This window comes from Pseudomonas sp. I8001 (assembly GCF_013385345.1).
Taxonomy (GTDB): domain Bacteria; phylum Pseudomonadota; class Gammaproteobacteria; order Pseudomonadales; family Pseudomonadaceae; genus Aquipseudomonas.
In genome coordinates this window covers 360,600-382,949 of record NZ_JACAQC010000024.1, presented here as the reverse complement: position 1 = coordinate 382,949, position 22,350 = coordinate 360,600, and the positions used below count along the sequence as shown (strand labels likewise).

Here is a 22,350-nt window from a genome sequence, read left to right as displayed (position 1 = left end):
CTCTCCTTTATCTGTCCGCTTTACGAAAGGCTGGACAGGTAGTCGTCGTAACCAAATTCACGAACCACTTCGACTGTACCGTCGAGTTGTTTCACTACGATGGACGGCATTTTCAGGCCGTTGAACCAGTTTTTCTTGACCATGGTGTAGCCTGCCGTGTCGATGAACGACAGTCGATCGCCGATGGCCAGCGGCTGATCAAATTGGTACTCACCGAAGATGTCCCCGGCCAGGCACGACTTGCCGCACACCATGTACGTGTGTTCGCCATTGCTCGGCGCCAGCTTGGCGTTGAGGCGATAGATCAGCAGGTCCAGCAGGTGGGCTTCGATGGAGCTGTCTACCACGGCGAGGTTCTTGCCGTTGTAGAGGGTGTCGAGCACGGTCACTTCCAGGGAGGCGCTGTTGGTGATCGCCGCTTCGCCGGGTTCCAGGTACACCTGCACGTCGTACTTCTGCGAGAACGCCTTGAGGCGCTGGCAGAAGGCGTCGATGGCATAGCCTTCACCGGTGAAGTGGATGCCGCCGCCGAGGCTGACCCAGTTGACCTTGTGCAGCAGCGCGCCGAAGCGTTCTTCGATGGTGTTGAGCATCTGGTCGAACAGGTTGAAATCACCGTTCTCGCAGTTGTTGTGGAACATGAAGCCGGAGATTTGCTCGATCACACCTTCGATCTTCACCGGGTCCCACTCGCCCAGACGGCTGAACGGGCGCGCCGGGTCGGCCAGCAGGTAGTCGGAGCTGCTCACTTGCGGGTTGACGCGCAGGCCACGGGTCTTGCCTTCGCTGCGCTCGGCAAAGCGCAGCAGTTGGCTGATGGAGTTGAAGATGATCTTGTCGCAGTTGTCGAGCATCTCTTCGATTTCATCGTCGGCCCAGGCCACGCTGTAGGCGTGGGCTTCACCTTCGAACTTCTGGCGACCCAGCTTGAGCTCGTACAGCGACGACGAGGTGGTGCCGTCCATGTATTCCTGCATCAGGTCGAACACCGACCAGGTGGCGAAGCATTTGAGGGCCAGAAGAGCCTTGGCGCCGGACTGTTCGCGCACGTAGGCGATCTTCTGCATGTTGACCAGAAGCTTCTGTTTGTCGATGAGGTAGTACGGCGTTTTGATCATTTTCAGAGCCTGCGGCGGTGCCTGCCAAAAAAGGACACGCATTGTGCCCGCACTTGGGACAGATCGAAAGGTTAGTCAGCGGAATTTGCTGGCCCGGTTATAAGCTGGCCTGTGAATATGACAGCCCGTAGGTATGATGAGCCGCTTTGATAACGGACCACGGCTTGGGCGACGAGAGGTGAGAATGGACGCATGGACGCTGCATTGGCTGGAAGCTTCGGGGAGCCTGGCGCAGTTTCGCCCGGAGTTGATCCGAGAGTTTGAGGTTGCCTACGAGGCAATCGCGCAACTGCTGCCGCCGCCGCGGCTGGACATTCTGATCCAGCGGTTGCCGGGGGAGACCCTTCCGGAACTCGGCCTGATGGGCCGTGCTTATCGCAGCACGATGTTCAGCATGACCCTTGATCCCGATAACCCGAATTTCCTCACCAGCCTGCGAAGCGGTGCATTGCGTCGACACGTGGTGCATGAGGTGCACCATTGCCTGCGCATGGCGGGCCCCGGTTATGGCTGGACGCTGGGGGAGGCGATGGTCAGTGAAGGCCTGGCCGGGCAGTTTGTGCGGCAGGTGCTGGGCAGTGAGCCGGAGCAGTGGGAGAGGGCGCTTGCACCCCAGGAACTGCTGAGTTCCCCGGTAGACCGCCAGCTTCTCGAGGCCACGTATTACGACCACAGCGAATGGTTCTTTGGTACCGGCGCGCGGCCAAGATGGCTGGGGTACACGCTGGGCTACCAGATGGTGGAAACCTGGCTGGCAACGCAGGGCGACGTGGACGCCGCCACATGGGTCAATGTACCCGCCCAAGACATACTCGCCAACGCCGCCAAAGCGGGGTTGGTGGCCTGACTTTGAAATACAAGCCCACCAAACAACCCCTATCCCCTGTGGGAGCTGTCGAGCCTCAGCGAGGCTGCGAAGGCGGCGGCACAGCCGATAAAATAAGCTGCCTGACACACCGCTATCGCAGCCTCGCTAAAGCTCGACAGCTCCCACATGACAAAAACGCACCCACACTGACATCAAACCGTCATCTCCCCCCGAACGTATTCAGGCCGGTTGTCGTTGATCACCTGCATGAAGCCTCCTGATCAATTAATGATTTAGCGTGGGTTGCATGTTCGTCCTGTACCGGCTCAAACCCGCAGCGCAGATAAAAGCTTGCGCCCTCGTGGGTGTCGGTAGACAGGCGCACGACATGGAAGGATTGCGCAGCGCGTGCCAAGAGCTGGCCCACCAACGCTTTGCCCACCTGGCGTCCCCTTGATGCCTGTGCGACGTACACCCGGCGCAGCCTGCCAACCTCCGGACCGGCGTAAGGGTCATGGGACAAACCGCCAACGGCGATCAACTGCCCGTTGCTGAATACACCCAAAAGACATTCGCCTGGCTGGTCAAAACGGTTGGCGCCGCTGGACCACTCTGCAACGAGTCGCGTGAGAAACCTGAATCCTTCGGCGACGGCTTCTGCTTCCAATACCAGGATCTCTTCGGGCAACGCCGAGAGGGTGCGTATCGACAAACCGTCCTCTGATTCAGCCACTGCGATTCTCCAGATCCAGCCAAGCGGCCTTGGAGTCAACGCAGGAGTGCTCCTGCTTGCCAGGCAAGAGCGGCGTATCGAGTGTAGCGATTGCTATCGAGACCCAGTCTGGGTAAACACCATTGATATCGGACCAGAACATCGACGAGCCGCAGCGTGAGCAAAACTCACGAAACACACCCTCGGAAGATTCATAAGCCTTGAGCGTTTGCAGCGAAGACTCGATGTGCACCGACGATTTCGGAGCACTCGCGTATGTCGCGAAGGCGGAGCCATGACTCTTTTGGCATTTTTTGCAGTGGCAATGCGTCACAGCTTTCAGCGGTGTCGATACTCGGTAGCTGACCGCGCCGCACAGGCAGCTACCCTGGTGAAGTCCTTCCATGTTGATTCAATCCCAAGCTCAATGGAGTGACTATACCGCTCTCCCATGAGCCTTGAGCAAGTCCGGTTTTCGGTATCACGTATTGGTCTTCAACTTGGTCCACAACCGAGTGGCCAGCCGCGCAATCGCTGGCGGCAGGTCCTCCACGATAAACAGCTTGTCCATCACGCTTTTCGGCGGGTAGATCGCCAGGTCTTGCTTCACCTCAGGGGTCACCAGCTCATCCGCCGCGCTGTTGGGGTTGGCGTAGTGGATGCTGTTGCTAATGTTGGCAATCACCTTGGGCTCCAGCAGGTAATTCATATAGGCATAGCCGTTTTTCTCGTGCGGTGCACCCTTGGGCATCACCACCATGTCCAGCCACAATGTCGAGCCTTCGTCCGGGATCGAGTAGGCGATGCTGATACCGTTTTTCGCTTCCCTGGCGCTGGCGGCAGCCTGTACCACGTCGCCGTTAAAGCCGATCACTGCGCAGATATTGCCGTTCGCCAGGTCGCTGATGTACTTGGAGGCATGGAAGTACTGGATGTAGGGGCGGATTTTCAACAGCGCCTGCTCGGCCTTTTTGTAGTCGGCCGGTTCGTGGCTGTGGTGCGGCAGGCCCAGGTAGTTGAGGGTGATCGGCAGGATCTGCGTGGGGTTGTCGATAATCGCCACGCCGCAGGCGCTGAGTTTCTTGATGTTGTTTTCATCAAAGAACAGGCTCCAGGAATGGGTGACGTCGGTGGTGCCGAAGATCGCCTTGATCTTCTCGACGTTGTAGCCAATCCCCGCCGTGCCCCACATATACGGGAAGCCGTACTGGTTGCCCGGGTCGTTGGTCTCCAGCTTTTTCATCAGCAACGGGTCGAGGTTTTTCCAGTTGGGCAGTTGGCTTCGGTCGAGCTTCTGGATCGCCCCGGCCTTGATCAGCCGCGAGAGGAAGTGGTTGGACGGGCTCACCACGTCATAACCGGTATTGCCGGTCATCAGCTTGGATTCCAGCACTTCATTGCTGTCGTGAATGTCGTAGGTCGCCTTGATCCCGGTCGCTTTGGTAAAACTGGTCAAGGTGTCATCGGCGATGTAGCCGTTCCAGTTGGAAATGCTCACTTCTTCGGCGGCGTACACAGCCGCCGGGAGCGCGCTGAGGATGACCGCCAGGGACAGACTGTTGATGTGCATGTGAATCACCTTTATCGAGGTTTCTTGTTCTAGATTTCTGTCCGTGCTCGAACCGTTTCCACGCCCATACGCAGCATGGCACCGATGTCGAACAACGGCCGGGGTGGCAGCCAGCCGGGCTGTGCCCTGTGCATCACAGAGTGCAGGAGCGAGGAAGTCTGGCCCGACGCCCACTCGGCCAGCAGTCGACCCCACAGCGTGCCGCGGGCCACGCCTGAACCGTTGCAGCCCGCGACGGCATACAGGTTGCTTTCGACCCGCGCGAAATACGGTTGACCGCTGCGGGAGGCGCTCAAGTGGCCGGTCCAGGTGTAGTGGATGTCTTGTTCGGTCAGCCACGGGAAGCGTCGCTGCATGCCCTTTACATGGTGTTGGCGCCGGTGCAACAGGTCGCCGTTGGACAAGTCCCGGGTGCGGTACTCCGCTGTGTTGCGGATCATCACCCGATGGTCCGGTGTCAGGCGCACCGTGGCACCCAGTGGCCGCGTGGACAGCACGCCCCACGGTTCCACTGCGCCGATCCGGCGGTATTCCTCATCGCTGAGAGGGCGGGTGAGGCTGGCGCTGAGTTCCATCGGGAACGTCGCACTGGCCTCAAGGCCCACCCGTGGAATAAAGGCGTTGAGGCACACCAGCACCTGGCCGGCTTCAATGCAGGCGTCCAGGCCGTTGGCGCGAATGCCGCCATTGGCCATGCGCTCAAGGCCGGTGATGTCGGTGTTCTCATAAAGCGTCACGTTGTCCGGCAGCGCTTCGAGCAAACCCTTCACATACTTCGCCGGTTGCAGCAAGGCGTTGCCGTGGCCGCACCAGATGGCGGCCTGGTAATGCTCGGTGCCGAGTGTCTGCGCGAGTGCGGCACCTTGCAGGAACTGCGCTGAAGCACCCGCGGCACGCAAGGTCGCCAACTTGGCATCCACATGCGCAAGCTTGTCGCGATCGTGCACGGCGAAGTAGTAGCCGCTGTCCCGAAAGTCGCAGTCGATGGCATGGCGGGCGATGCGCTCGCGCACTTCATCGCTGGCTGCGCGGGAGATCGCGGTGTCCACCTCAAAGTCAGCGAAGCCTGCGTTGCCCATCAGTTCACTTGCAGCGGGATGCTCATGGGCGACCACAAAACCGGAATTACGCGCTGAGGCACCTTGGGCGGCGCGCTGGCGGTCGACGATCACGATGCGCGCCTCGGGGTGCATCTCGGCCAGGTTGTGCGCCGCACACAAACCGGTGATGCCGGCGCCGATCACCAGCCAGTCGGCTTTTTGTAGGCCGGTGAGTCGGTCCCGGGCGGGGAGGCTTTCAGTCTGGGCAATCCAGCCACATGTGTTTTCCATGAAGATCCTCGGCTGTATGCGTTGCTGGCATAAATAAGTTCGGGCTGCAGCTGGAATCTATAGGGCCTGCGGTGATACAACCAACGTTATAAAATCATCCAGCCATTCGGAAAACGCATGGATAACATCCGTCACGTGCCTTCGCTGCAGGGCCTTCAGGCGTTGGTTGAAGTCAGCGACTGCGCGAGCTTCACCGTGGCTGCGCAGAAGCTGTGCCTGACCCAAAGCGCGGTGAGCCGCAAAATCCAGCAACTGGAAAGCCATTTCGGCGTGCCGATGTTCACCAGGACCAGCCGCAGCCTGCGCCTGACCGCCGAAGGTGAGCAGGTGCTGGCCAGTGCCCGGAGCATCCTGGCGCAACTGAAGGGGCTGGAGGATCGGCTCTCGCCTCGTAAACGTCCGTTTCGCATCCGCCTGCATGTGTCGCTGGCGGTGCGCTGGCTGCTGCCCAAGCTCAGCGATTTCTATCGCAACCATCCCGATATTTCCCTGGCAATCGAGACCGTCGCCACCGAGGTGGTCGAGCCGGCGAGTGACAGCGATGCCTACATCCTTTACCTGCCCAAGCCCGACAACGATCCTGCGCGCCTGACCTTGTTCCACGAATCATTGGTGCCGGTCTGCGCGCCGGGTTTGGGGCCACTGGCTTCCGTGGAACAGCTCGAACACTTTGCGCTGCTGCATCGTTCAGCCGACAAGCAGGACTGGACGGCCTGGCTGGCGGCCAATGGCGCGCGGTCGCTGGACGACTACCGGCATATCCCGTTCAACCTCGACGAACTGGCGCTGGATGCCGCTGCGCGTGGGCTTGGGGTGGCGATGACGGATCTGACGCTGGCGGCCGAGTCGATCGAACGGGGTGTGTTGGTGGTGCCGTTTGGTCAGCCGCTGGTGACCGGCGGGGTGTATGCATTGTGCTTGCAGCCATCGGCGGCCTCACACCCAGGCTGTGAACTGATCATGCAGTGGTTTGGGCTGCAGGCGCGGCATGCTAACGTCACGTCTTGACTCTCTATCGCCAGCCCATCCATGAAAATGCCCGATATCGACGCCATCCAGGCGTTCGTCCTGGTCGCCGAACTCAAGAGCTTTACCCGCGCTGCCGATGCCATCGGCGGCACCCAGGCGGCTATCAGCCTGAAGATAAAACGCCTCGAAGAAAGCCTTGGCCGCAAGCTGCTGGAACGCACGCCGCGACGGGTCACGCTGTCGGCCCATGGCCAGATGTTTTTGGCCAGTGCCCGCCGCTTGCTGGACAACTACCAGGATGCGATGAATTGTTTTGGCCCGCAGAAACGCACCTTGCGCGTGGGCGTCAGCCACCACATTGTCGGCGCCGATCTCAGCCTGTGGCTGCGACGTTTGGCGACCACCGACCCGGACGTGATCGTGGCGTTCAGCCTCGGCACCTCGCGGGATATGTTGATGAACTACGAGCAGGGCAAGCTGGATGTGGCGATGATCCTGCGGCACGACAACCGTCGCCAGGACGGCGAAGTGGTGGGCATCGAACGCTTTGGCTGGATGGCTTCCCACGACTTCGAATTGCGCCAGGGCGGGGCGTTGCCCCTGGCGATCCAGCCGGAACCCTGCGGCATGCGCAGCATGGTGATGGCGGCGCTGGCCGAGCAGAACCGTGCCTGGGAAGAGGCGTTTGTGGGCAGCGGGATCCTGGCGATCGGCGCTGCTGTGGTGGCGGGGATTGGCATCGGTGCGATGGTGGGGCGGATGGCGCCCGGTGGCTGCGTCGACGTGGAGCAGCGTTTCGACCTGCCGCCGCTGCCCAGTCGTGAAGTGGTGCTGTATACGGCGCAGCGGGACTCTCAGGCGCAAGCGTTGATCCGCACGTTGAGCGCCGATATTCCCGCCGATTGAACTAGAAAATCAGACGCCCGGCCCAGGCCATCAGCAGCGCCAGGCTGCCGATGCCGAGGAGTGTGAGCCCAAGGGCTACGAAGTGAACGAGGAGGGTGGTCAGTGGCTGCTGCTGTTCCATGTGAGGGCTTCCTTGGGGCTTGGGAAGCAAAAGTATGCTGAGCGGCCGGGCACCGAAACAGACGCTGCCAGCTATTTCAGTGATAAGCAAAACGAAGGCCCACCCACTCCCGCGCGCGTGGAGCGTTAGCGCCGCGCGATCACTCAAGCCTGGGCGGTGCATTTCATCATGAGTGGAACTTGTGATCATCTCAAATAAAATGAGTTTGTCTCACTATCACTTGATCCCGACAATGGCTCCCATACAAACACATTGGAGCTTTACGTCATGGCTGTTGCCCATTCCCTTGGATTCCCGCGCATTGGTCGCGATCGTGAACTGAAAAAAGCGCAGGAAGCGTTTTGGAAGGGTGAGCTCGACGAAGCCGGGTTGCGCGCCGTAGGTCGTGAACTGCGCAAGACGCACTGGGACCTGCAAAAGAGAGCCGGCATCGAACTGTTGCCCGCCGGTGACTTCGCCTGGTACGACCAGGTACTGACTCACTCGCTGATGTTCGGTGTGATCCCCGAGCGTTTCCGCCCGGCCGACGGCAAAGCCACCCTGCACACCCTGTTCGGCATGGCCCGTGGCGTCAGTGACAACTGCTGCGGCGGTGCCCACGCCCAGGAAATGACCAAGTGGTTCGACACCAACTATCACTACCTGGTCCCTGAATTCAGCGCCGACCAGCAATTCCAGCTGGGTTGGGAGCAACTGTTCGAAGAGGTCAAGGAAGCCCGCGACCTCGGCCACACCGTCAAGCCGGTGGTCATCGGCCCGCTGACCTACCTGTGGCTGGGCAAGGCAAAGGGTGGTGATTTCGACAAACTCGACCTGCTGGACCGCCTTCTGCCGCTGTACGGTCAGATCTTCCAGCGCCTGGCGGACCTGGGCGTGGAGTGGGTGCAGATCGACGAGCCGATCCTGGTGCTGGACCTGCCACAGGATTGGAAAAACGCCTTCGAGCGTGCCTATAACCTGATCCAGCGCGACCCGCTGAAGAAGCTGGTGGCCACCTATTTTGGCGGCCTGGAAGAGAACCTCGGCCTGGCAGCCAACCTGCCGGTGGACGGCCTGCACATCGACCTGGTGCGTGCACCGGATCAGTACCCGACCATCCTCGATCGTCTGCCGGCTTATAAGGTGCTGTCCCTGGGCGTGGTCAACGGCCGTAACGTATGGCGCTGCGACCTGGAAAAAGCCCTGGCCACCTTGCAGCATGCTCATGAGCGCCTGGGGGATCGCCTGTGGGTGGCGCCATCCTGCTCGTTGCTGCACAGCCCGGTAGACCTGTGCCGTGAAGACAAGCTGGATGCCGAGTTGAAAAGCTGGCTGGCGTTTGCCGTACAGAAGTGCGAAGAAGTGGCGGTGCTGGCCCAGGCCGTGAACCAGCCTGAAGCGCCGAACGTGATCGCTGCCCTGGCCGAAAGCCGTGCCGTGCAGGCGGCCCGTGCCGCTTCGCCGCGTATCCACAAGCCGGCGGTGCAAGCCCGTGTGGCGGCGATCACCGCCAAGGACAGCCAGCGTGACTCGCTGTTTGCCCAACGTATCGAGAAACAGCGTGCCGGCCTGAACCTGCCGCTGTTTCCGACCACCACCATCGGTTCGTTCCCGCAAACCGCTTCGATCCGCCTGGCTCGCCAGTCCTACAAGGCCGGCAAGTTGAGCGAAGCCGAATACGTCGAAGCCATGCACAGCGAGATCCGCCACGCTGTCGAAGTGCAGGAAAACCTTGGCCTGGACGTGCTGGTGCATGGTGAAGCCGAGCGTAACGACATGGTCGAATACTTCGCCGAACAGTTGGACGGTTATGTATTTACCCGCTTCGGCTGGGTGCAGAGCTACGGTTCCCGTTGTGTGAAACCGGCGGTGATTTTCGGTGACCTGAGTCGTCCGAAAGCCATGACCGTGGAGTGGATCCGCTACGCTCAGGGCCTCACCAACAAGGTGATGAAGGGCATGCTGACCGGCCCGGTGACCATGCTGATGTGGTCGTTCCCCCGTGAAGACGTGAGCCGCGAAGAACAGGCGCGGCAACTCGCCCTGGCGATTCGTGACGAAGTGGTGGACCTGGAAGCCGCCGGGATCAAGATCGTGCAGATCGACGAAGCCGCGTTCCGCGAAGGCTTGCCGTTGCGCCAGGCGCAGTGGAAGGAATACCTGGACTGGGCCACCGAAGTCTTCCGCCTGTGCGCCTCCGGTGTGCGCGACGAAACCCAGATCCACACCCACATGTGCTACAGCGAATTCAACGATGTGATCGAGTCTATCGCGGCGATGGATGCCGACGTGATCACCATCGAAACCTCGCGCTCGGACATGGAGCTGCTGGACGCGTTCGAAGCCTTCGCCTACCCGAACGACATTGGCCCAGGTGTGTATGACATCCACTCGCCACGGGTGCCGGATGCCTCGGAAATGGCCAACCTGCTGCGCAAGGCAGCCAAACGCATCCCGGCCGAACGCCTGTGGGTCAACCCGGATTGCGGCTTGAAAACCCGTGGCTGGCCGGAGACCGAAGCGGCGCTGATTCACATGGTGACAGCGGCGCGTCAACTGCGGGCTGAACTGGCCTGATCCAGACACCCGGAATCAAACGCCGGGTGAAGATCAAAAATGTGGGAGCGGGCTTGCTCGCGAATACGGAGTATCAGCCGCGGGAGATGTCGACTGACCCACCGCATTCGCGAGCAAGCCCGCTCCCACATTGGGTCACCGGCGTTATCAAAATCATGAAATTGCCAGCATTACCCCGCGCAGACTAGAATGCGATCAATTCTTAATTACGCTTGGGCCCCACCGCCCGGCGCGCCCCGGTGATCGGCATGTCGTCTCCCCTCAATCTGCATATCCAGGACCTGTACTGCGAACACCATGGATGGTTGCACCGTTGGCTGGACCGCAAGCTGGGCAACGCCAGCGATGCCGCCGACCTGGCCCATGACACGTTCATGCGCCTGCTGACCCGGCAAACCACCGGCAACCTGGGCGCCGAGCCACGGGCATTGCTGACCCATATCGCCAAGGGCCTGATGATCGACAGCTGGCGCCGCCAGGAAGTGGAACGCGCCTACCTGGAAACCATCGCCCACCTGCCCGAACAGCATGTACCTTCGCCGGAAACCCGCTGGCTGATCCTCGAAGCGCTGTACCGCATTGAGGCGATGCTGCGGGATCTGCCGGAAAAAACCCGCCAGGCCTTCCTGATGTCGCAGATCGACGGCCTGAGCTATCAGCAGATTGCCGATGCCCTGGGTGTGTCGCTGATTTCGGTCAAACGCTACATGCGCGATGCCTTCCTGGCCTGCCTGAGCGTGGCATGAGCCAGTCGATTGATCCGCTGATCCTCGGTGAAGCCGCCGACTGGATGGTGCAGTTGCAATCCGGCAGCGCCACCGATGAAGACCGCCGCGCCATCGCCCAGTGGCAGGGCCGCAGCGCCCAGCATGCCCAGGCCTGGCAACGGGCGCAGGCGATTCTGGGGGACTTCAACAGCGTGCCGGCGGCGATTGCCGGCGATACCTTGAAGCGCATCGGGCGCAAAAAATCCCTCGGCCGACGCCAGGCGCTCGGGTTGTTGCTGGCGGCCGGTCCGGCGGCCTGGCTGGCGTATCGGCAGGTGCCGTGGCAGCAGTGGACCGCCGACCAGCACACGGCCATCGGCGAACAAAGGAACCTCACCTTGCCCGACGGCACACGCTTGCTGATCAACACCGGCAGCTCGCTGAATATCGCGTTCTCCGAGCAGGTGCGGCGTATCGAGCTGCTCAAGGGCGAAGTGCTGATCACCACCGCCAAGGATTCGGCCCATCGCCCGTTCATCGTCCAGACCCGCCACGGTACCGCCAGGGCCTTGGGCACCCGATTCAGCGTGCGGGTGGGTGAGCAGGCAAGCCGAGTGGCCGTGACCGAAGGCGCGGTGGAGTTGCTGGCGGCGCATGCCGGCCAGGGGGTGATCGTCAAGGCGGGCGAGCAGGGCGCCTTCAGTGTTGACCGGGTAGCCGCCGTCGAGCCGCTGGATGTCAGCACCCTGACCTGGGAGAACGGCATGCTGCTGGCCCAGCATATGCGCCTGGCGGACCTGCTGGATGAGCTGGGGCGTTATCGCGCCGGCGTATTGCGCTGCAATGCCTCGGTTGCCGACCTCACGGTGTCGGGTGCGTTTCCCCTGCGCGATACCGATGCCAGCCTGCACCTGTTGCAGGAAACCTTGCCGGTCAAGGTCAGCAGCCTGACGGGGTATTGGGTGACGGTCGAGCCGCGCTGATCTTTTTCAACTTTCGCTGATACCTTTTTCGTTGTCGCCCGGTGTAGGGGAGAACCCTCAACATTGCTCCGCGCCGACAGGAATGCCCATGACCGCCAGACCGCTCCCGTACTGCCCCCGTCCGTTGAAGGCACTGAGCCTGGCGGTCGCCCTTGCCGCCGTCGCACCGCTGCAGAACGCCCAGGCAGAAGATGCTGCGCCAAGCAGTGCGGCGCGTAGCTATAACATCGCGGCGGGGCCGCTGGGGAATGTGCTGGCGCAGTTTGCGGCGTTGTCCGGGGTGCCGTTGTCGTTCGATTCCACGTTGCTCAACGATCAACAAAGCCCGGGGCTGCAAGGCAGCTACAGCGCACAATCGGGTTTTGCCCAGTTGCTGCAAGGCAGCGGCTACACCCTGCAAGGCACCGGCACCAACGGTTATACCGTGGTGCCCCAGGCCAGCGGCGGTGCGTTGGAGTTGGGCGCCACCACCATCAGCGGTGAAGCGAGCGGGGCGCAGGCAGACACGTATGCCGGTGGCCAGGTGGCACGTTCTGCACGCCTGGGCGTGTTGGGCAATCGGTCCATCAACGACGTGCCATTCAGCGTGGTCAGCTACACCTCGAAAACCATCGCCGACCAACAAGCGCGAACCGTCGGCGACGTTTTGCTCAACGACGCGTCGGTGCGCCAGTCGTCCGGGTTTGGCAACTTCTCCCAGGTGTTCACCATTCGCGGGCTGCCGCTGAGCACCGATGACATCGCATTCAACGGCCTGTACGGCGTGCTGCCCCGGCAGATCATCACTACCGAAGCCCTGGAACGGGTGGAGCTGTTCAAGGGCCCGAATGCCTTCGTCAACGGCGTGTCGCCCTCGGGCAGCGGGATCGGTGGCAGCGTCAACCTGGTGCCCAAGCGCGCTGAAGACACGCCCACCCGCAGCGTCACCCTCGATTACGCCAGCGACAGCCAGGCCGGCGGCCACATCGACCTCGGCCAACGCTTTGGCGAAGACAACCGCTTTGGCGCCCGGGTCAACCTGGCGCGGCACGGCGGCGAAACCGCTGTGGATGACGAAAACAAAAGCTCGCAGTTGATCGCCGTTGCCCTGGATTATCGCGGCGAGCGCTTGCGGGTCTCCACCGACTTTGGCTACCAGAAAGAACGCATCAATAACGGCCGCTCGGTGGTCTACCTGACCGGCACCAAAGTGCCCAGCCCGCCGTCGGCCAAGAACAACTACGCCCAGGACTGGAGCTGGTCGCAGCTGGAAGACACCTACGGCATGGTCAACGCCGAATATGACTTGAACGATAACTGGACGGTCTACGCGGCAGGTGGCGCCAAGCACACTCGGGAGAACGGCCAGTATTCGTCGCTGTATGTCGCCAACGATGGCAGCGCCAAGGTGGGCTTCCTCTATTCACCCCATGACGAAGACAACAAAAGCGCCATGGCCGGCTTGAACGGGCACTTTGCGACGGGGCCGGTGACCCATCAGATGAACTTCGGGCTGTCGGGGATCTGGGGCGAGCAGCGCTCGTCCTACGAGGCGATCCTGCAAGCCAACCGCCAGCCCGGCAACCTGTACGACCCGACGCAAACGCCGCGACCTACCAACACCTATTTCGGCAGTGATATTCACGACCCGCGGGTTGTCGGCAAGAACCGCATCAAGAGTGCGGCGGTGTCCGACACCCTGGGCTTTTTGGATGATCGGGTGCTGTTGACCCTGGGCGTACGGCGCCAGACCATCGAGGTGGACAGTTGGAACACGGCCACGGGGGCACGGGGTACACCGTACTCCGAGTCCATCACCACACCGGTCTATGGGCTGGTAATCAAGCCATGGGAGCACGTGTCGTTCTACGCCAACCGTATCGAAGGCCTGGCCCAGGGCCCGACGGCGCCACTCACGAACGTGACCAACCCCGGCGAAGTCTTCCCGCCCAAGCGCAGCAAGCAGACGGAAGCCGGGGTGAAGCTGGACTGGGAAAACTATGGCGCCACGCTGGGTGTGTACCGCATCGAACAGCCGAACAACGCGACCACCCGGTTCCCGGGCCAGAAGTTCGATACCTTCACTGTCGACGGTGAACAGATCAACAAAGGCGTGGAACTCAACGTGTTCGGCGAGCCCATCGACGGCCTGCGCCTGCTGGCCGGTGCCACCTGGATGGACACCGAACAGAAGAGCACTTCCAACGGCGCCACCGACGGCAACCGCGCCGCGGGTGTGCCGCGCTTCCAGTACAACATCGGTGCGGATTGGGATGTGCCGGGCATCCAGGGTGCGGCGGTCAGCGCACGGATGCTGCGCACCGGTGGCGAATACGTCAACGCCGCCAACAGCCTGAGTATCCCGGCCTGGACCCGCGTCGACCTGGGAGCGCGTTATGGCTTCAAAGCGGATGACAAATACATCACCCTGCGCGCCAACGTCGAAAACGTAGCGAACAAGGCGTACTGGTCGTCGGCGTCGACGGCCAATAACTACCTGACCCAGGGTGAGCCGCGGACAGTGAAATTGTCGGCGACGGTGGATTTCTGAGCCTGGAAAACCCTATCAGGTGAATGGACAACCCGTGGTGAGGGAGCTTGCTCCCGCTGGGCTGCGAAGCAGCCCTAAAAAAAGGACACGGTGTTCTTTCAGGTGGCTCTCGATTGCCTTATTGGGGCCGCTTCGCGACCCAGCGGGAGCAAGCTCCCTCGCCACAACAAGGCTGAATGTCCCTCGGTCAACCCGCATTCACTTCAATCCGGTCAAAGCCCTTGAGGCGATACAGCATCACCGAGATCGCCCAACTGGCCACGAAGATCCCGATGATCATGTAGCCCAGCATCCCGAAACTGTCGTTCAGCGAGCCGATAAAACTCCAGAACGATCCCTTCAGGTCCAACTGGTCACCCATCAACCCCAACGCCTCGATACTGCCGATCACCACCGCAACCACCACCGATGCCAGGGTGATGGTCATGTTGTAGTAGATCTTGCGGATCGGCTTCATGTACGCCCAGCCGTATGCCCCCAGCATCAGATGACCGTCGAGGGTGTCCACCAGGGACATGCCGGCGCTGAACAGCAGCGGGAACACCATGATCGCCCACGGCGACAGCCCTTGAGAGGCCTGGGTCGCAGAAATCCCCAACAGGCCGATCTCGGTGGCCGTATCAAAGCCCAGGCCGAACAGGAAACCCAACGGGTACATATGCCAGCTGCGGCTGATCAGGCGAAACACCGGGCGGAAAATCCGCGCCATGAAACCCCGGTCCGCCAGCAGCAGGTCGAAGTCGTCCTCCACATACGCACCGCCCTGGCGCACATGGCGCCAGGCCTTGTAGATCGCGTGCAGGATCACCAGGTTCATCAAGGCGATGACCAACAGGAACGAGGCCGAGACCGACGTGCCGATCACCCCGCCGATGGCCTTGAACCCTTCAAACCGCGCCTGCATCACCGAGGCCGCAAACGCGACGCCAATGGATGCCAGGACCACCACCGAAGAATGTCCCAGGGAGAAAAAGAAGCCCACCGCCACCGGACGTTTCTTTTCCTGCATCAGCTTGCGGGTCACGTTGTCGATGGCGGCGATATGGTCGGCATCCACCGCATGCCGCAGCCCGAAACCGTAGGCCAGGAGCGCGGTGCCGAGCAGCACCGGATGCTCATGGAACGCCACCAGCGCCCAGATCCAGGCGACCATGTTAATGCCGATCAACAACCCGTAGATGCCAAACAGCTTGGCGCGAACCTGGGTGCTGGAGTCACTGAAAATCTGGGCAAGGCGTAGGATCATCAACACTACCTGTGTGCGTTGGAAACATTCAGACACGTTCCGAAACTTTATAGATTTTGTTTAGAGTGATGATGAAATTTGTGGAGTGAGTGAGGAGAGGATTGTGACGACGATCGAAAATGCAGCAATGGCGGTTATTGAGTTCTGGAAACAGGCGGGGCCCAAGCTGTGGTTTGCCAAGGATGAAGGGTTTGACCGGCGTTTTCGCGAGGCTTTCTACACCACGCATTTGCAGGCGGCCCGGCGCGAACTGGAGAGCTGGATGCTAACGCCGGAGGGCGCGCTGGCGTTGCTGTTGCTGCTGGACCAGTTCCCGCGCAATACCTTCCGTGGCACGGCGCATATGTTCGCCACCGACCCGCTGGCGCGTTTGTACGCGCGGCAGATGGTCGAGGCGGGGATGGACAAGTCGATCGAAACCCCGTTGCGGGCGTTTTGTTATTTGCCCTTCGAGCATTCTGAAGATCCCGGGGATCAACAGCTGTCGGTGGCCCTGAACAAGGACCTTGATGCCAATACCTACCGCTGGGCCAAGGAGCACGCCCGCATCATCGAGCGGTTCGGACGCTTTCCTCATCGTAATGAGGTGTTGGCCAGGGTCACGACAGAGGAGGAGCGGGCGTTCCTGGAGGACGGTGGCTTTTCGGGCTAGGCCTCGGGTTCAGCCGCTAAGTCTCTGACGCCCGCCTGGCGAAAACGCCGCACACCCTTGAGATCAATCGCCCAACGCAACGCTTCAGTCGCCGACGGACGTTCGCCTTGGGTAATCGCCGCGTCATCGGTGGTCAGTTTATTCAGGTAGCCCTTGGCGCCGCCGCGTTCGCTCCAGTAATGGGTGTGGCTGAGCCAGGACCTGGCGAGCCAGCCTTTCCATTTGCCCACGCTGACCGGCAGGTCCAGTACGCCGGGGCCCATCACCGGGCTGACCGGGCCGCCGACGATGTCGCCAAACAGGCCCAGGGGCGCGGGGAAGTAGAGGTTGGTCCAACGGGTCACGGCGAAGGCCGCGGCATGGTGCAAATACAGGGGTGAAAATGGGCGACCGCCCACGGTGACGGGCAGCCGGCCGCTGTAGCCGTAGCCCTTATCGTCGAGCGTCGGCGGGCAGGCGGGGGCTTCGCGGCGTTCGATGCGGCGCTGGAAGTCGCTCACGCTGCGGCCCAGCAACAGGCTGGCGTGGGCCATCGGGCTGCCGAGGGTGACGAGGTCGGTGATACGCCACGGGTTGCCGAGGTTGCGTTGTTCGATAAAGGCTTCGGCTTGCTGTTCGCGGAACCTGAGGAGGCTTTGCAGGCGGCCGTCGAGGGCGTTTCCAGCCTTTGGCAGCGTGTCCTGGACCACCGGTTGCAGTCGCTCGTGGTTGGCGTAGCGGGCGGCGAGTTCCGGGCCGCCGGGGCGTAACTGATCGTGATGCTCGTGCCACAGGTAGCCGACGATGTCGTAGGCAATCACGCTGCCCAAACTGTGGCCGACGACGATGATGCGGTCGTAATCACCCTTGTCATGCAGGGCGCGCAGCAGGTCGACGCCATCGGCGCGGATCTGTTCGCGCACCACCACGTTCTGCGGGTTGGGGCTCAGGTAGCGGGCGGCATCGCCAAGGTACGACAGTGCCGAGTACTTCAGGGCCAGGCCGATCACCGCCAACAGCACCGGGATCAGGGCGAAGGGGTTGTCGCTGTGGGGGAATCGGCCATACAGCGTCGCCAGGGTTCCGCTGACCAGCAGCACGAGCAGGGCCAGCAAGGCCCAGCGCGTGGCGCGCCAGATCGGCACGATGGCCGTCGGGATATCCCGGCGCGGGCGCTTGAAAATGTCCCATAGCCAACTGAGCAGGTGCCCGACCTTGGTGCCCTGCATCTTGTGGGCCCAGTAGTACTCGTAGAAATCGGTGGTGTTGCGACCCGCCGACTTCAACACGCGCAAATCGAAGTTGCGCGAAAACCGGTCGGGTTTGCTCCAGTAGAAAGGCGTCGCCTCGGGGGTGTCCGCCGGGATCGCCGCTTCGACGAAGCCACGCAGGGTATCCATCGGGCGCTGCTCGCCGATTCCGTGGATGACGACAACCGCTTGTTTCATCTAGTGATCGTTCCTTGATCCGCTTTTCGGGGCGTTACGGGTGGGGTTCAAGGGGCCATAGTATTGCCATTATCGATGGTATTCCAGCCAGGAATGCCCCCATAAAAACCGCGCATTTCATTTGCGCGGCGCGATCTCGTAGTGTGGTGCTCCCACCAAGGAGATGTCGCCGTGAACCATCGCCCGCTGAGCCTGTACGTTGACGCCCATTTCACCAGTCCCTACGCGATGTCGGCGTTTGTGACCCTGCGGGAAAAGGGCCTTGAATTTGAACTGCTCACGTTGAACCTCGACACGGCCGAGAACCAGACTGACGCGTACACGCACTTGTCGCTGACCGGGCGCGTACCGACCCTGGTGCAGGGTGAATTTGCGCTGTCCGAGTCGTCGGCGATTACCGAGTACCTGGAGGATGTGTTCCCGCAGGTGCCGGTGTACCCGGCCGAACCCCGCCAGCGGGCGAGGGCGCGGCAGGTGCAGGCGTGGTTGCGCAGTGACTTGATGCCGATTCGGCAGGAACGCTCGACCCTGGTGGTGTTTTACGGGCTCAAGGGCGAACCGCTGTCGCCGGTTGCTGAAGCAGCGGCCCACACGCTGATCAACGCGGCGCAGGCGCTGTTGGCCGACGGCCGCGACTACCTGTTCGGCGCGTGGTCGATTGCCGACGTGGACTTGGCCGTGATGCTCAACCGGCTGATCCTCAACGGTGACAGCGTGCCCGCCAACCTGGTGGCGTATGCCCAGCACCAATGGCAACGGCCTTCGGTCCAGGAATGGGTCAAGCAGGCACGACCGTCGCTGTAGTCACCTCCTTAATTACTAAGTGAATCCTGATCCATGAATATACTGTCGAGTGACTCCCGCCTGCCGTTGTACCAGCGTTTTCGGGATCATCTGATTGAGCAGATTGCCAATAATCACTGGCGTGCCGGTGCGGCTATTCCCCCTGAAGCGGTGTTGTCCACCCAGTACCAGCTGTCTACCGGCACCGTGCGTAAAGCGATCGAGGCATTGGTGGGCGAGGGCATTCTGGAGCGCCAGCAGGGCCGTGGTACGTTTGTGCGCCGCCCGAAGTTTCAATCGTCGTTGTTCCGGTGTTTCCGCTTCCAGGGCCCGGGCGGTGAATGCCAGCTGCCGCAGAGCCGGATCCTGTCGGTCAAGCCGGTGAAGGCGCCGTTGTCGGTGAGCGAGGTGCTGGGGCTGGCAGCGGATGCGCCGGTAATCTGCATCGTGCGGGTACACGTGCTGGACACCGGGCCAGTGCTGGCCGAGGAAATCTGGCTGCCGCGCGAGCGGTTCCAGGCGCTGCTGGACGTGGATCTGACCCGGCAGGGATTGCTGTTGTACCCCACTTACGAAGAAGTCTGCGGGCAAGTAGTCGCTTCTGCCGAGGAAGCCCTGACTGCCGAGTCCATCGATGACGTGTGGGCCCGCTGGTTGCAGGTGCCGGTGGGCAGCCCGGTGATGGTGATCGAGCGGCTGGCCCGGGATTACGCCGGCCAACCCCTGGAGTTGCGACGCGGCCGTGGCCACGCCGAACATTTCCGTTATCGCGTGGATATACGCTGAGCTTGAGGCGCGGTGCTATTCGGCTTTGAGCAGCACCAGCCAGCTTTGCACCACCCGGCGGTCAAGGTCTTCCCAGTCGGCCATGCCCAGCACCCGGGTGGTGTTCAAGCCGCGCAGGTAGCCACGCAGTTGCTGGGCAATCGCGTAAACCGCTTCCGGTTCGGCGGCGTTGTCCAGCAGCACTTCCTCATAGTCGACCAGGTAATCGGCAACCCGCTCGCGAAACTCCGGAAGCACAGCTTCACGGATGCGATCGAAGGTTTTCTGGTGGGGCTTCATAGGCGTTCCTTATCATTTTGTGTGAGGCGGCCTGCACGACACTATTGCTCTAGATAATAGTCACCATCAAGTATTGCGAGTTCTGTTTTTCTGAAAAAGGAGGACAATTGCCATCATTGAACATGATGTGCAAGGACCCTGCGATGAGGACTTTTACCGGTTTGGCCCTGGTGGCGCTGCTGATGAGCACAATGGTTGGCTCTGCGTCGGCCGGGGGGCTTCAAGCCAGCCACCTGGCGCCAATCGTCGCCAGCCCGGTCGGGTTGCAGCATTCGCAATCGGTCGGCGTGCTCTACAGCGACAACACCCTTGACAACCTTGAGTACCTGGCGCGCTACCACGCCATGGCGGTCAATGGTGCCAAGGGCCAGCTGGACGAGCAGATTCGCCAGGCCTTCGTCGACAGTTCCGACCCGGACCTGGCGATTGACTGGCTGATGGCGTCGTTGCGGCACACCTTTGCCTCGGTCACCCGTTACGACAACCTTGATGCGCTGTTGCAGGCGCACCCGGATGTGGTGGTGATGCTCGATACCTACAATCAATTGCTGACCCAGCGTAATGATCGGGTGGAAGCGCGGTTTGTTGCCAAGTTCTATGACCTTGACCTGCAATACATCGCCAAAGCCGAGGGTTCGATGCAAATGCACTTGCCTAATGTGTGGGTACATGACAAAACGGCGCCCCAGATCGCTGCACAGATTGGGCAGCAGCGCGACGTTCAGTTGAACGCATTAAAGCAGTTCGATGCCTCGCTCAAGGCGTTGGTCGCTGCCGGTTAGCCCACTTCGTTTATTTTTCAGGAATTTTTATGCGCGTGTTGTTAGTGCCAGCGATGGCTTCTGCTTCTTTATTGATGACGGGCTGTGCATCCGCCCCCAATGCCCCAACCCTTACCCTGCAAACCGCCAAGGACCCTGAAGCCTACGTGCAGTGCGTGGTGCCCAAGTTCGAGAAAAACGGCATGACCTCCACGGTCACGCAGAATTCGCGGCATGCCCGGATCGTGGTGAGCAGCAAGATCGCGGCGGACAACATCCTCGAAGTCTACAAGTCCCAGGACGGCGGCAAGGTGTTCCTGTACGAGCGCAAGCCGTTGGCATCGACGTTCAAGCCGTCGCGGTTCGAGCATGCGGCGCAGGATTGCCTGTAATCGACGAGCGAGGATCTGATGTGGGAGCTGTCGAGCTTTAGCGAGGCTGCGATGGCATCGCTGCGGTCTGACAGTGACACCGAGGTGATCCCATCGCAGCCTCGCTAAAGCTCGACAGCTCCCACAGTTGATCTTCATTGTCTGAGTAAATGATTCAGCTCGGCTTTGGCTCGCTGCTGAACGTCTCGACCGCTTTCACCAACCCCTTGGCCGCCAACGCCACCAACTCACCGCCTTTTTGCGGGGTGGCCAGCGCCGGGTCTGAACCCATGCGCCCATCCGGGAATCGCGCGCGGAAGTCGCGGGCTTCGCGGATCGGGCCGGTGTTGGCGATTTGCGGCGAGTAGTCAGCCGACTTGATCGCGTCCGGGTAGGCCCATTGGGTCACGGCAATCTCCGACGGCGTGGCATGGCTGCCATGGCCCACCGGGAACTGCTGGTGCGCCAGCTCGTTCACGCCTTCCAGGTCCCACCAGTTGCACAGTTTCAGCGCATAACCCGACGGGCGCCCGCTGAAGCTGGCTTCGGCATACAGCTCGGAGAACGCCGCTTCGATCGAGGCAATATTGCCGCCGTGGCCATTGAGAAACAGGATCTTCTCGAAACCATGGCCTGCCAACGAGCGTACCCAATCACCAATCGCCGCGATAAAGGTCGAAGGGCGCAGGGAAATGGTGCCCGGGAAGCCCAGGTGATGCTGGGCCATGCCGATGTTGAAGGTCGGGCCGATCAGGATGTCGGCGTTCTTCTGCGCTTCATGGGCAATGATTTCCGGGCACATCCAGTCGGTGCCCAACAGGCCGGTGGGGCCGTGTTGTTCGTTGGAGCCGATGGGAATCACGATGCTGCGGCTGCGTTCCAGAAACTGGCCAATCTCGATCCAGGTGGATTGATGTAAAAGCATCTCAGGTTCTCTCTCTCATCAAGCCCAGGAACACGGTGGAGTTCCTGGTGGCGTGAGCCGCATGGTGCACGGCAACAGCGAGAGCATCAACCGCCTTTGACAGTACCGGCACTCGCCATCTGGCGCGGCTTGCAGTTGAGGTAAGCCGAGGACTTCAGCCAGCGCTGGTCGGGGTACCAGGAAAACATGAACTGGCCGTCCTTGAGTTTGTCCACCACTTGGCGCGCTACCTGCGGGCGTACGGCGGGGCAGCCCTGGCTGCGGCCGATACGGCCTTCGCGCTTGCTCCACAACGGGCTTACATAGTCGGCGGCATGGATCACGATGGCGCGGTCCCGTGCACGGTCATTGAAACCCGGCTCCAGGCCGTCCATGCGCAGCGAGTAGCCGTGGGCGCCTTCGTAGCTCTCCTGGGTGCGGAACAAGCCAATGCTGGACTGGTAACTGCCTTCACGGTTGGAGAACTGGGTGGCGAAGTTTTCCCCGGATTTTTGTCCGTGGGCCACCAAATCCCGCAGCACTAATGTCTTCTTGCGCAGGTCGAAGATCCATAGGCGACGAGCGGTCGAAGGTTGGGAATAGTCGATCACCGCCAGCCGGTCGGACTGTTCGATGCCATTGCCCACCGCGCATTGCATGGCGCTCAAGGCTCTTTTCAGTACATCGGGGTTGAGTTCTGGAGCGGCGTGGGCGAGGCTGCTATACAGAGTAAGAGGTTTACCCGTGTCTGCGAGCGCAACGGTGCTCAGCGAGGCAAAGGTCGAGATGATCAGGCCGAGTCGGCAGCAAAAGGTCAGCATGTATAAAGC

The 22,350-nt window shown here is 61.3% G+C and carries 22 protein-coding genes; 12 read left to right on the top strand and 10 right to left on the bottom strand.

Annotated elements, in window-relative coordinates; genetic code table 11:
* Positions 1-20 precede the first annotated feature (20 nt).
* Positions 21-1,118: a carboxynorspermidine decarboxylase gene (locus tag HX839_RS18520; RefSeq protein WP_177067511.1), complete on the bottom strand. Its 1,098-nt coding sequence runs from the start codon at positions 1,116-1,118 to the stop codon at positions 21-23.
* 184 nt (positions 1,119-1,302) lie between these two features.
* Here HX839_RS18520 and HX839_RS18515 point away from each other — a divergent pair, with 184 nt between their 5' ends.
* Complete coding sequence (locus HX839_RS18515; RefSeq protein ID WP_177067510.1) at positions 1,303-1,965, top strand: DUF2268 domain-containing putative Zn-dependent protease; 663 nt, start codon at positions 1,303-1,305, stop codon at positions 1,963-1,965.
* A 220-nt stretch (positions 1,966-2,185) separates the two neighbouring features.
* Here the strand turns inward: HX839_RS18515 and HX839_RS18510 are convergent, their stop codons facing one another.
* The 4 genes from HX839_RS18510 to HX839_RS18495 all read right to left on the bottom strand — a co-directional run bounded on the left by HX839_RS18510 (position 2,186) and on the right by HX839_RS18495 (position 5,539).
* Entirely contained in the window at positions 2,186-2,659 is a 474-nt protein-coding gene (locus HX839_RS18510) for a GNAT family N-acetyltransferase (protein ID WP_003210233.1), read from the bottom strand.
* A complete protein-coding gene (locus tag HX839_RS18505; RefSeq protein WP_003210231.1) occupies positions 2,652-3,044 on the bottom strand; it encodes a GFA family protein in 393 nt (130 codons plus the stop codon). The genes HX839_RS18510 and HX839_RS18505 overlap by 8 nt, the downstream gene beginning before the upstream one ends.
* A 75-nt stretch (positions 3,045-3,119) precedes the next feature.
* Positions 3,120-4,208, bottom strand: coding sequence for a polyamine ABC transporter substrate-binding protein (locus tag HX839_RS18500; RefSeq protein ID WP_177067509.1), 1,089 nt, complete (start codon positions 4,206-4,208; stop codon positions 3,120-3,122).
* 29 nt (positions 4,209-4,237) lie between these two features.
* The gene (locus HX839_RS18495; RefSeq protein WP_003210227.1) at positions 4,238-5,539 is read right to left on the bottom strand and encodes an FAD-binding oxidoreductase; all 1,302 of its coding nucleotides are present in this window, start codon (positions 5,537-5,539) and stop codon (positions 4,238-4,240) included.
* A gap of 117 nt (positions 5,540-5,656) precedes the next feature.
* On the opposite strand from HX839_RS18495, the gene HX839_RS18490 reads away from it, so the two are divergent.
* The 6 genes from HX839_RS18490 (at position 5,657) to HX839_RS18465 (ending at position 14,311) form a co-directional block, all read left to right on the top strand.
* Positions 5,657-6,547: a LysR substrate-binding domain-containing protein gene (locus tag HX839_RS18490; protein ID WP_177067508.1), complete on the top strand. Its 891-nt coding sequence runs from the start codon at positions 5,657-5,659 to the stop codon at positions 6,545-6,547.
* Between the two features lie 21 nt (positions 6,548-6,568).
* The gene (locus HX839_RS18485) at positions 6,569-7,414 is read left to right on the top strand and encodes a LysR family transcriptional regulator (RefSeq protein WP_256344163.1); all 846 of its coding nucleotides are present in this window, start codon (positions 6,569-6,571) and stop codon (positions 7,412-7,414) included.
* A 388-nt stretch (positions 7,415-7,802) separates the two neighbouring features.
* Positions 7,803-10,091, top strand: a complete 2,289-nt coding sequence (gene metE, locus HX839_RS18480) for a 5-methyltetrahydropteroyltriglutamate--homocysteine S-methyltransferase (RefSeq protein ID WP_177067507.1) — start codon at positions 7,803-7,805, stop codon at positions 10,089-10,091.
* Positions 10,092-10,339: 248 nt separating this feature from the next.
* Entirely contained in the window at positions 10,340-10,837 is a 498-nt protein-coding gene (locus HX839_RS18475) for a sigma-70 family RNA polymerase sigma factor (protein WP_032899414.1), read from the top strand.
* Positions 10,834-11,781, top strand: a complete 948-nt coding sequence (locus HX839_RS18470; protein ID WP_177067506.1) for a FecR domain-containing protein — start codon at positions 10,834-10,836, stop codon at positions 11,779-11,781. Before HX839_RS18475 ends, HX839_RS18470 begins: the two co-directional genes overlap by 4 nt.
* Before the next feature lie 88 nt (positions 11,782-11,869).
* A complete protein-coding gene (locus HX839_RS18465; RefSeq protein WP_177067505.1) occupies positions 11,870-14,311 on the top strand; it encodes a TonB-dependent receptor in 2,442 nt (813 codons plus the stop codon).
* Positions 14,312-14,498: 187 nt separating this feature from the next.
* Here the strand turns inward: HX839_RS18465 and HX839_RS18460 are convergent, their stop codons facing one another.
* A complete protein-coding gene (locus tag HX839_RS18460) occupies positions 14,499-15,557 on the bottom strand; it encodes a HoxN/HupN/NixA family nickel/cobalt transporter (protein ID WP_177067504.1) in 1,059 nt (352 codons plus the stop codon).
* Between the two features lie 127 nt (positions 15,558-15,684).
* On the opposite strand from HX839_RS18460, the gene HX839_RS18455 reads away from it, so the two are divergent.
* The gene (locus HX839_RS18455) at positions 15,685-16,209 is read left to right on the top strand and encodes a DUF924 family protein (protein ID WP_177067526.1); all 525 of its coding nucleotides are present in this window, start codon (positions 15,685-15,687) and stop codon (positions 16,207-16,209) included.
* Here HX839_RS18455 and HX839_RS18450 read toward each other — a convergent pair.
* Complete coding sequence (locus HX839_RS18450; RefSeq protein WP_177067503.1) at positions 16,206-17,636, bottom strand: hypothetical protein; 1,431 nt, start codon at positions 17,634-17,636, stop codon at positions 16,206-16,208. The genes HX839_RS18455 and HX839_RS18450 overlap by 4 nt on opposite strands.
* Before the next feature lie 171 nt (positions 17,637-17,807).
* On the opposite strand from HX839_RS18450, the gene yfcF reads away from it, so the two are divergent.
* Positions 17,808-18,440, top strand: coding sequence for a glutathione transferase (gene yfcF / locus HX839_RS18445; protein ID WP_102605989.1), 633 nt, complete (start codon positions 17,808-17,810; stop codon positions 18,438-18,440).
* Between the two features lie 33 nt (positions 18,441-18,473).
* A complete protein-coding gene (locus HX839_RS18440) occupies positions 18,474-19,205 on the top strand; it encodes a GntR family transcriptional regulator (protein WP_003210205.1) in 732 nt (243 codons plus the stop codon).
* Positions 19,206-19,220: 15 nt separating this feature from the next.
* On the opposite strand, the gene HX839_RS18435 is transcribed toward HX839_RS18440, so the two are convergent.
* Positions 19,221-19,484, bottom strand: a complete 264-nt coding sequence (locus tag HX839_RS18435; RefSeq protein ID WP_102368835.1) for a hypothetical protein — start codon at positions 19,482-19,484, stop codon at positions 19,221-19,223.
* A 143-nt stretch (positions 19,485-19,627) separates the two neighbouring features.
* Between HX839_RS18435 and HX839_RS18430 the strand changes: the two genes are divergently transcribed.
* Together HX839_RS18430 and HX839_RS18425 are read left to right on the top strand one after the other, a co-directional pair.
* Positions 19,628-20,266 (top strand): hypothetical protein, encoded by a 639-nt coding sequence (locus HX839_RS18430; RefSeq protein ID WP_023658765.1) that lies wholly within the window; start codon positions 19,628-19,630, stop codon positions 20,264-20,266.
* A gap of 29 nt (positions 20,267-20,295) precedes the next feature.
* Positions 20,296-20,637 carry a hypothetical protein gene (locus tag HX839_RS18425; RefSeq protein ID WP_003210199.1) on the top strand — a complete coding sequence of 114 codons (342 nt, stop codon included), beginning with the start codon at positions 20,296-20,298 and terminating at the stop codon, positions 20,635-20,637.
* Positions 20,638-20,791: 154 nt separating this feature from the next.
* On the opposite strand, the gene HX839_RS18420 is transcribed toward HX839_RS18425, so the two are convergent.
* Both HX839_RS18420 and HX839_RS18415 read right to left on the bottom strand, forming a co-directional pair.
* Positions 20,792-21,541, bottom strand: coding sequence for a creatininase family protein (locus HX839_RS18420; RefSeq protein WP_008435386.1), 750 nt, complete (start codon positions 21,539-21,541; stop codon positions 20,792-20,794).
* An 86-nt stretch (positions 21,542-21,627) separates the two neighbouring features.
* The gene (locus HX839_RS18415; RefSeq protein ID WP_023658766.1) at positions 21,628-22,341 is read right to left on the bottom strand and encodes a murein L,D-transpeptidase catalytic domain family protein; all 714 of its coding nucleotides are present in this window, start codon (positions 22,339-22,341) and stop codon (positions 21,628-21,630) included.
* Between the last annotated feature and the right edge of the window lie 9 nt (positions 22,342-22,350).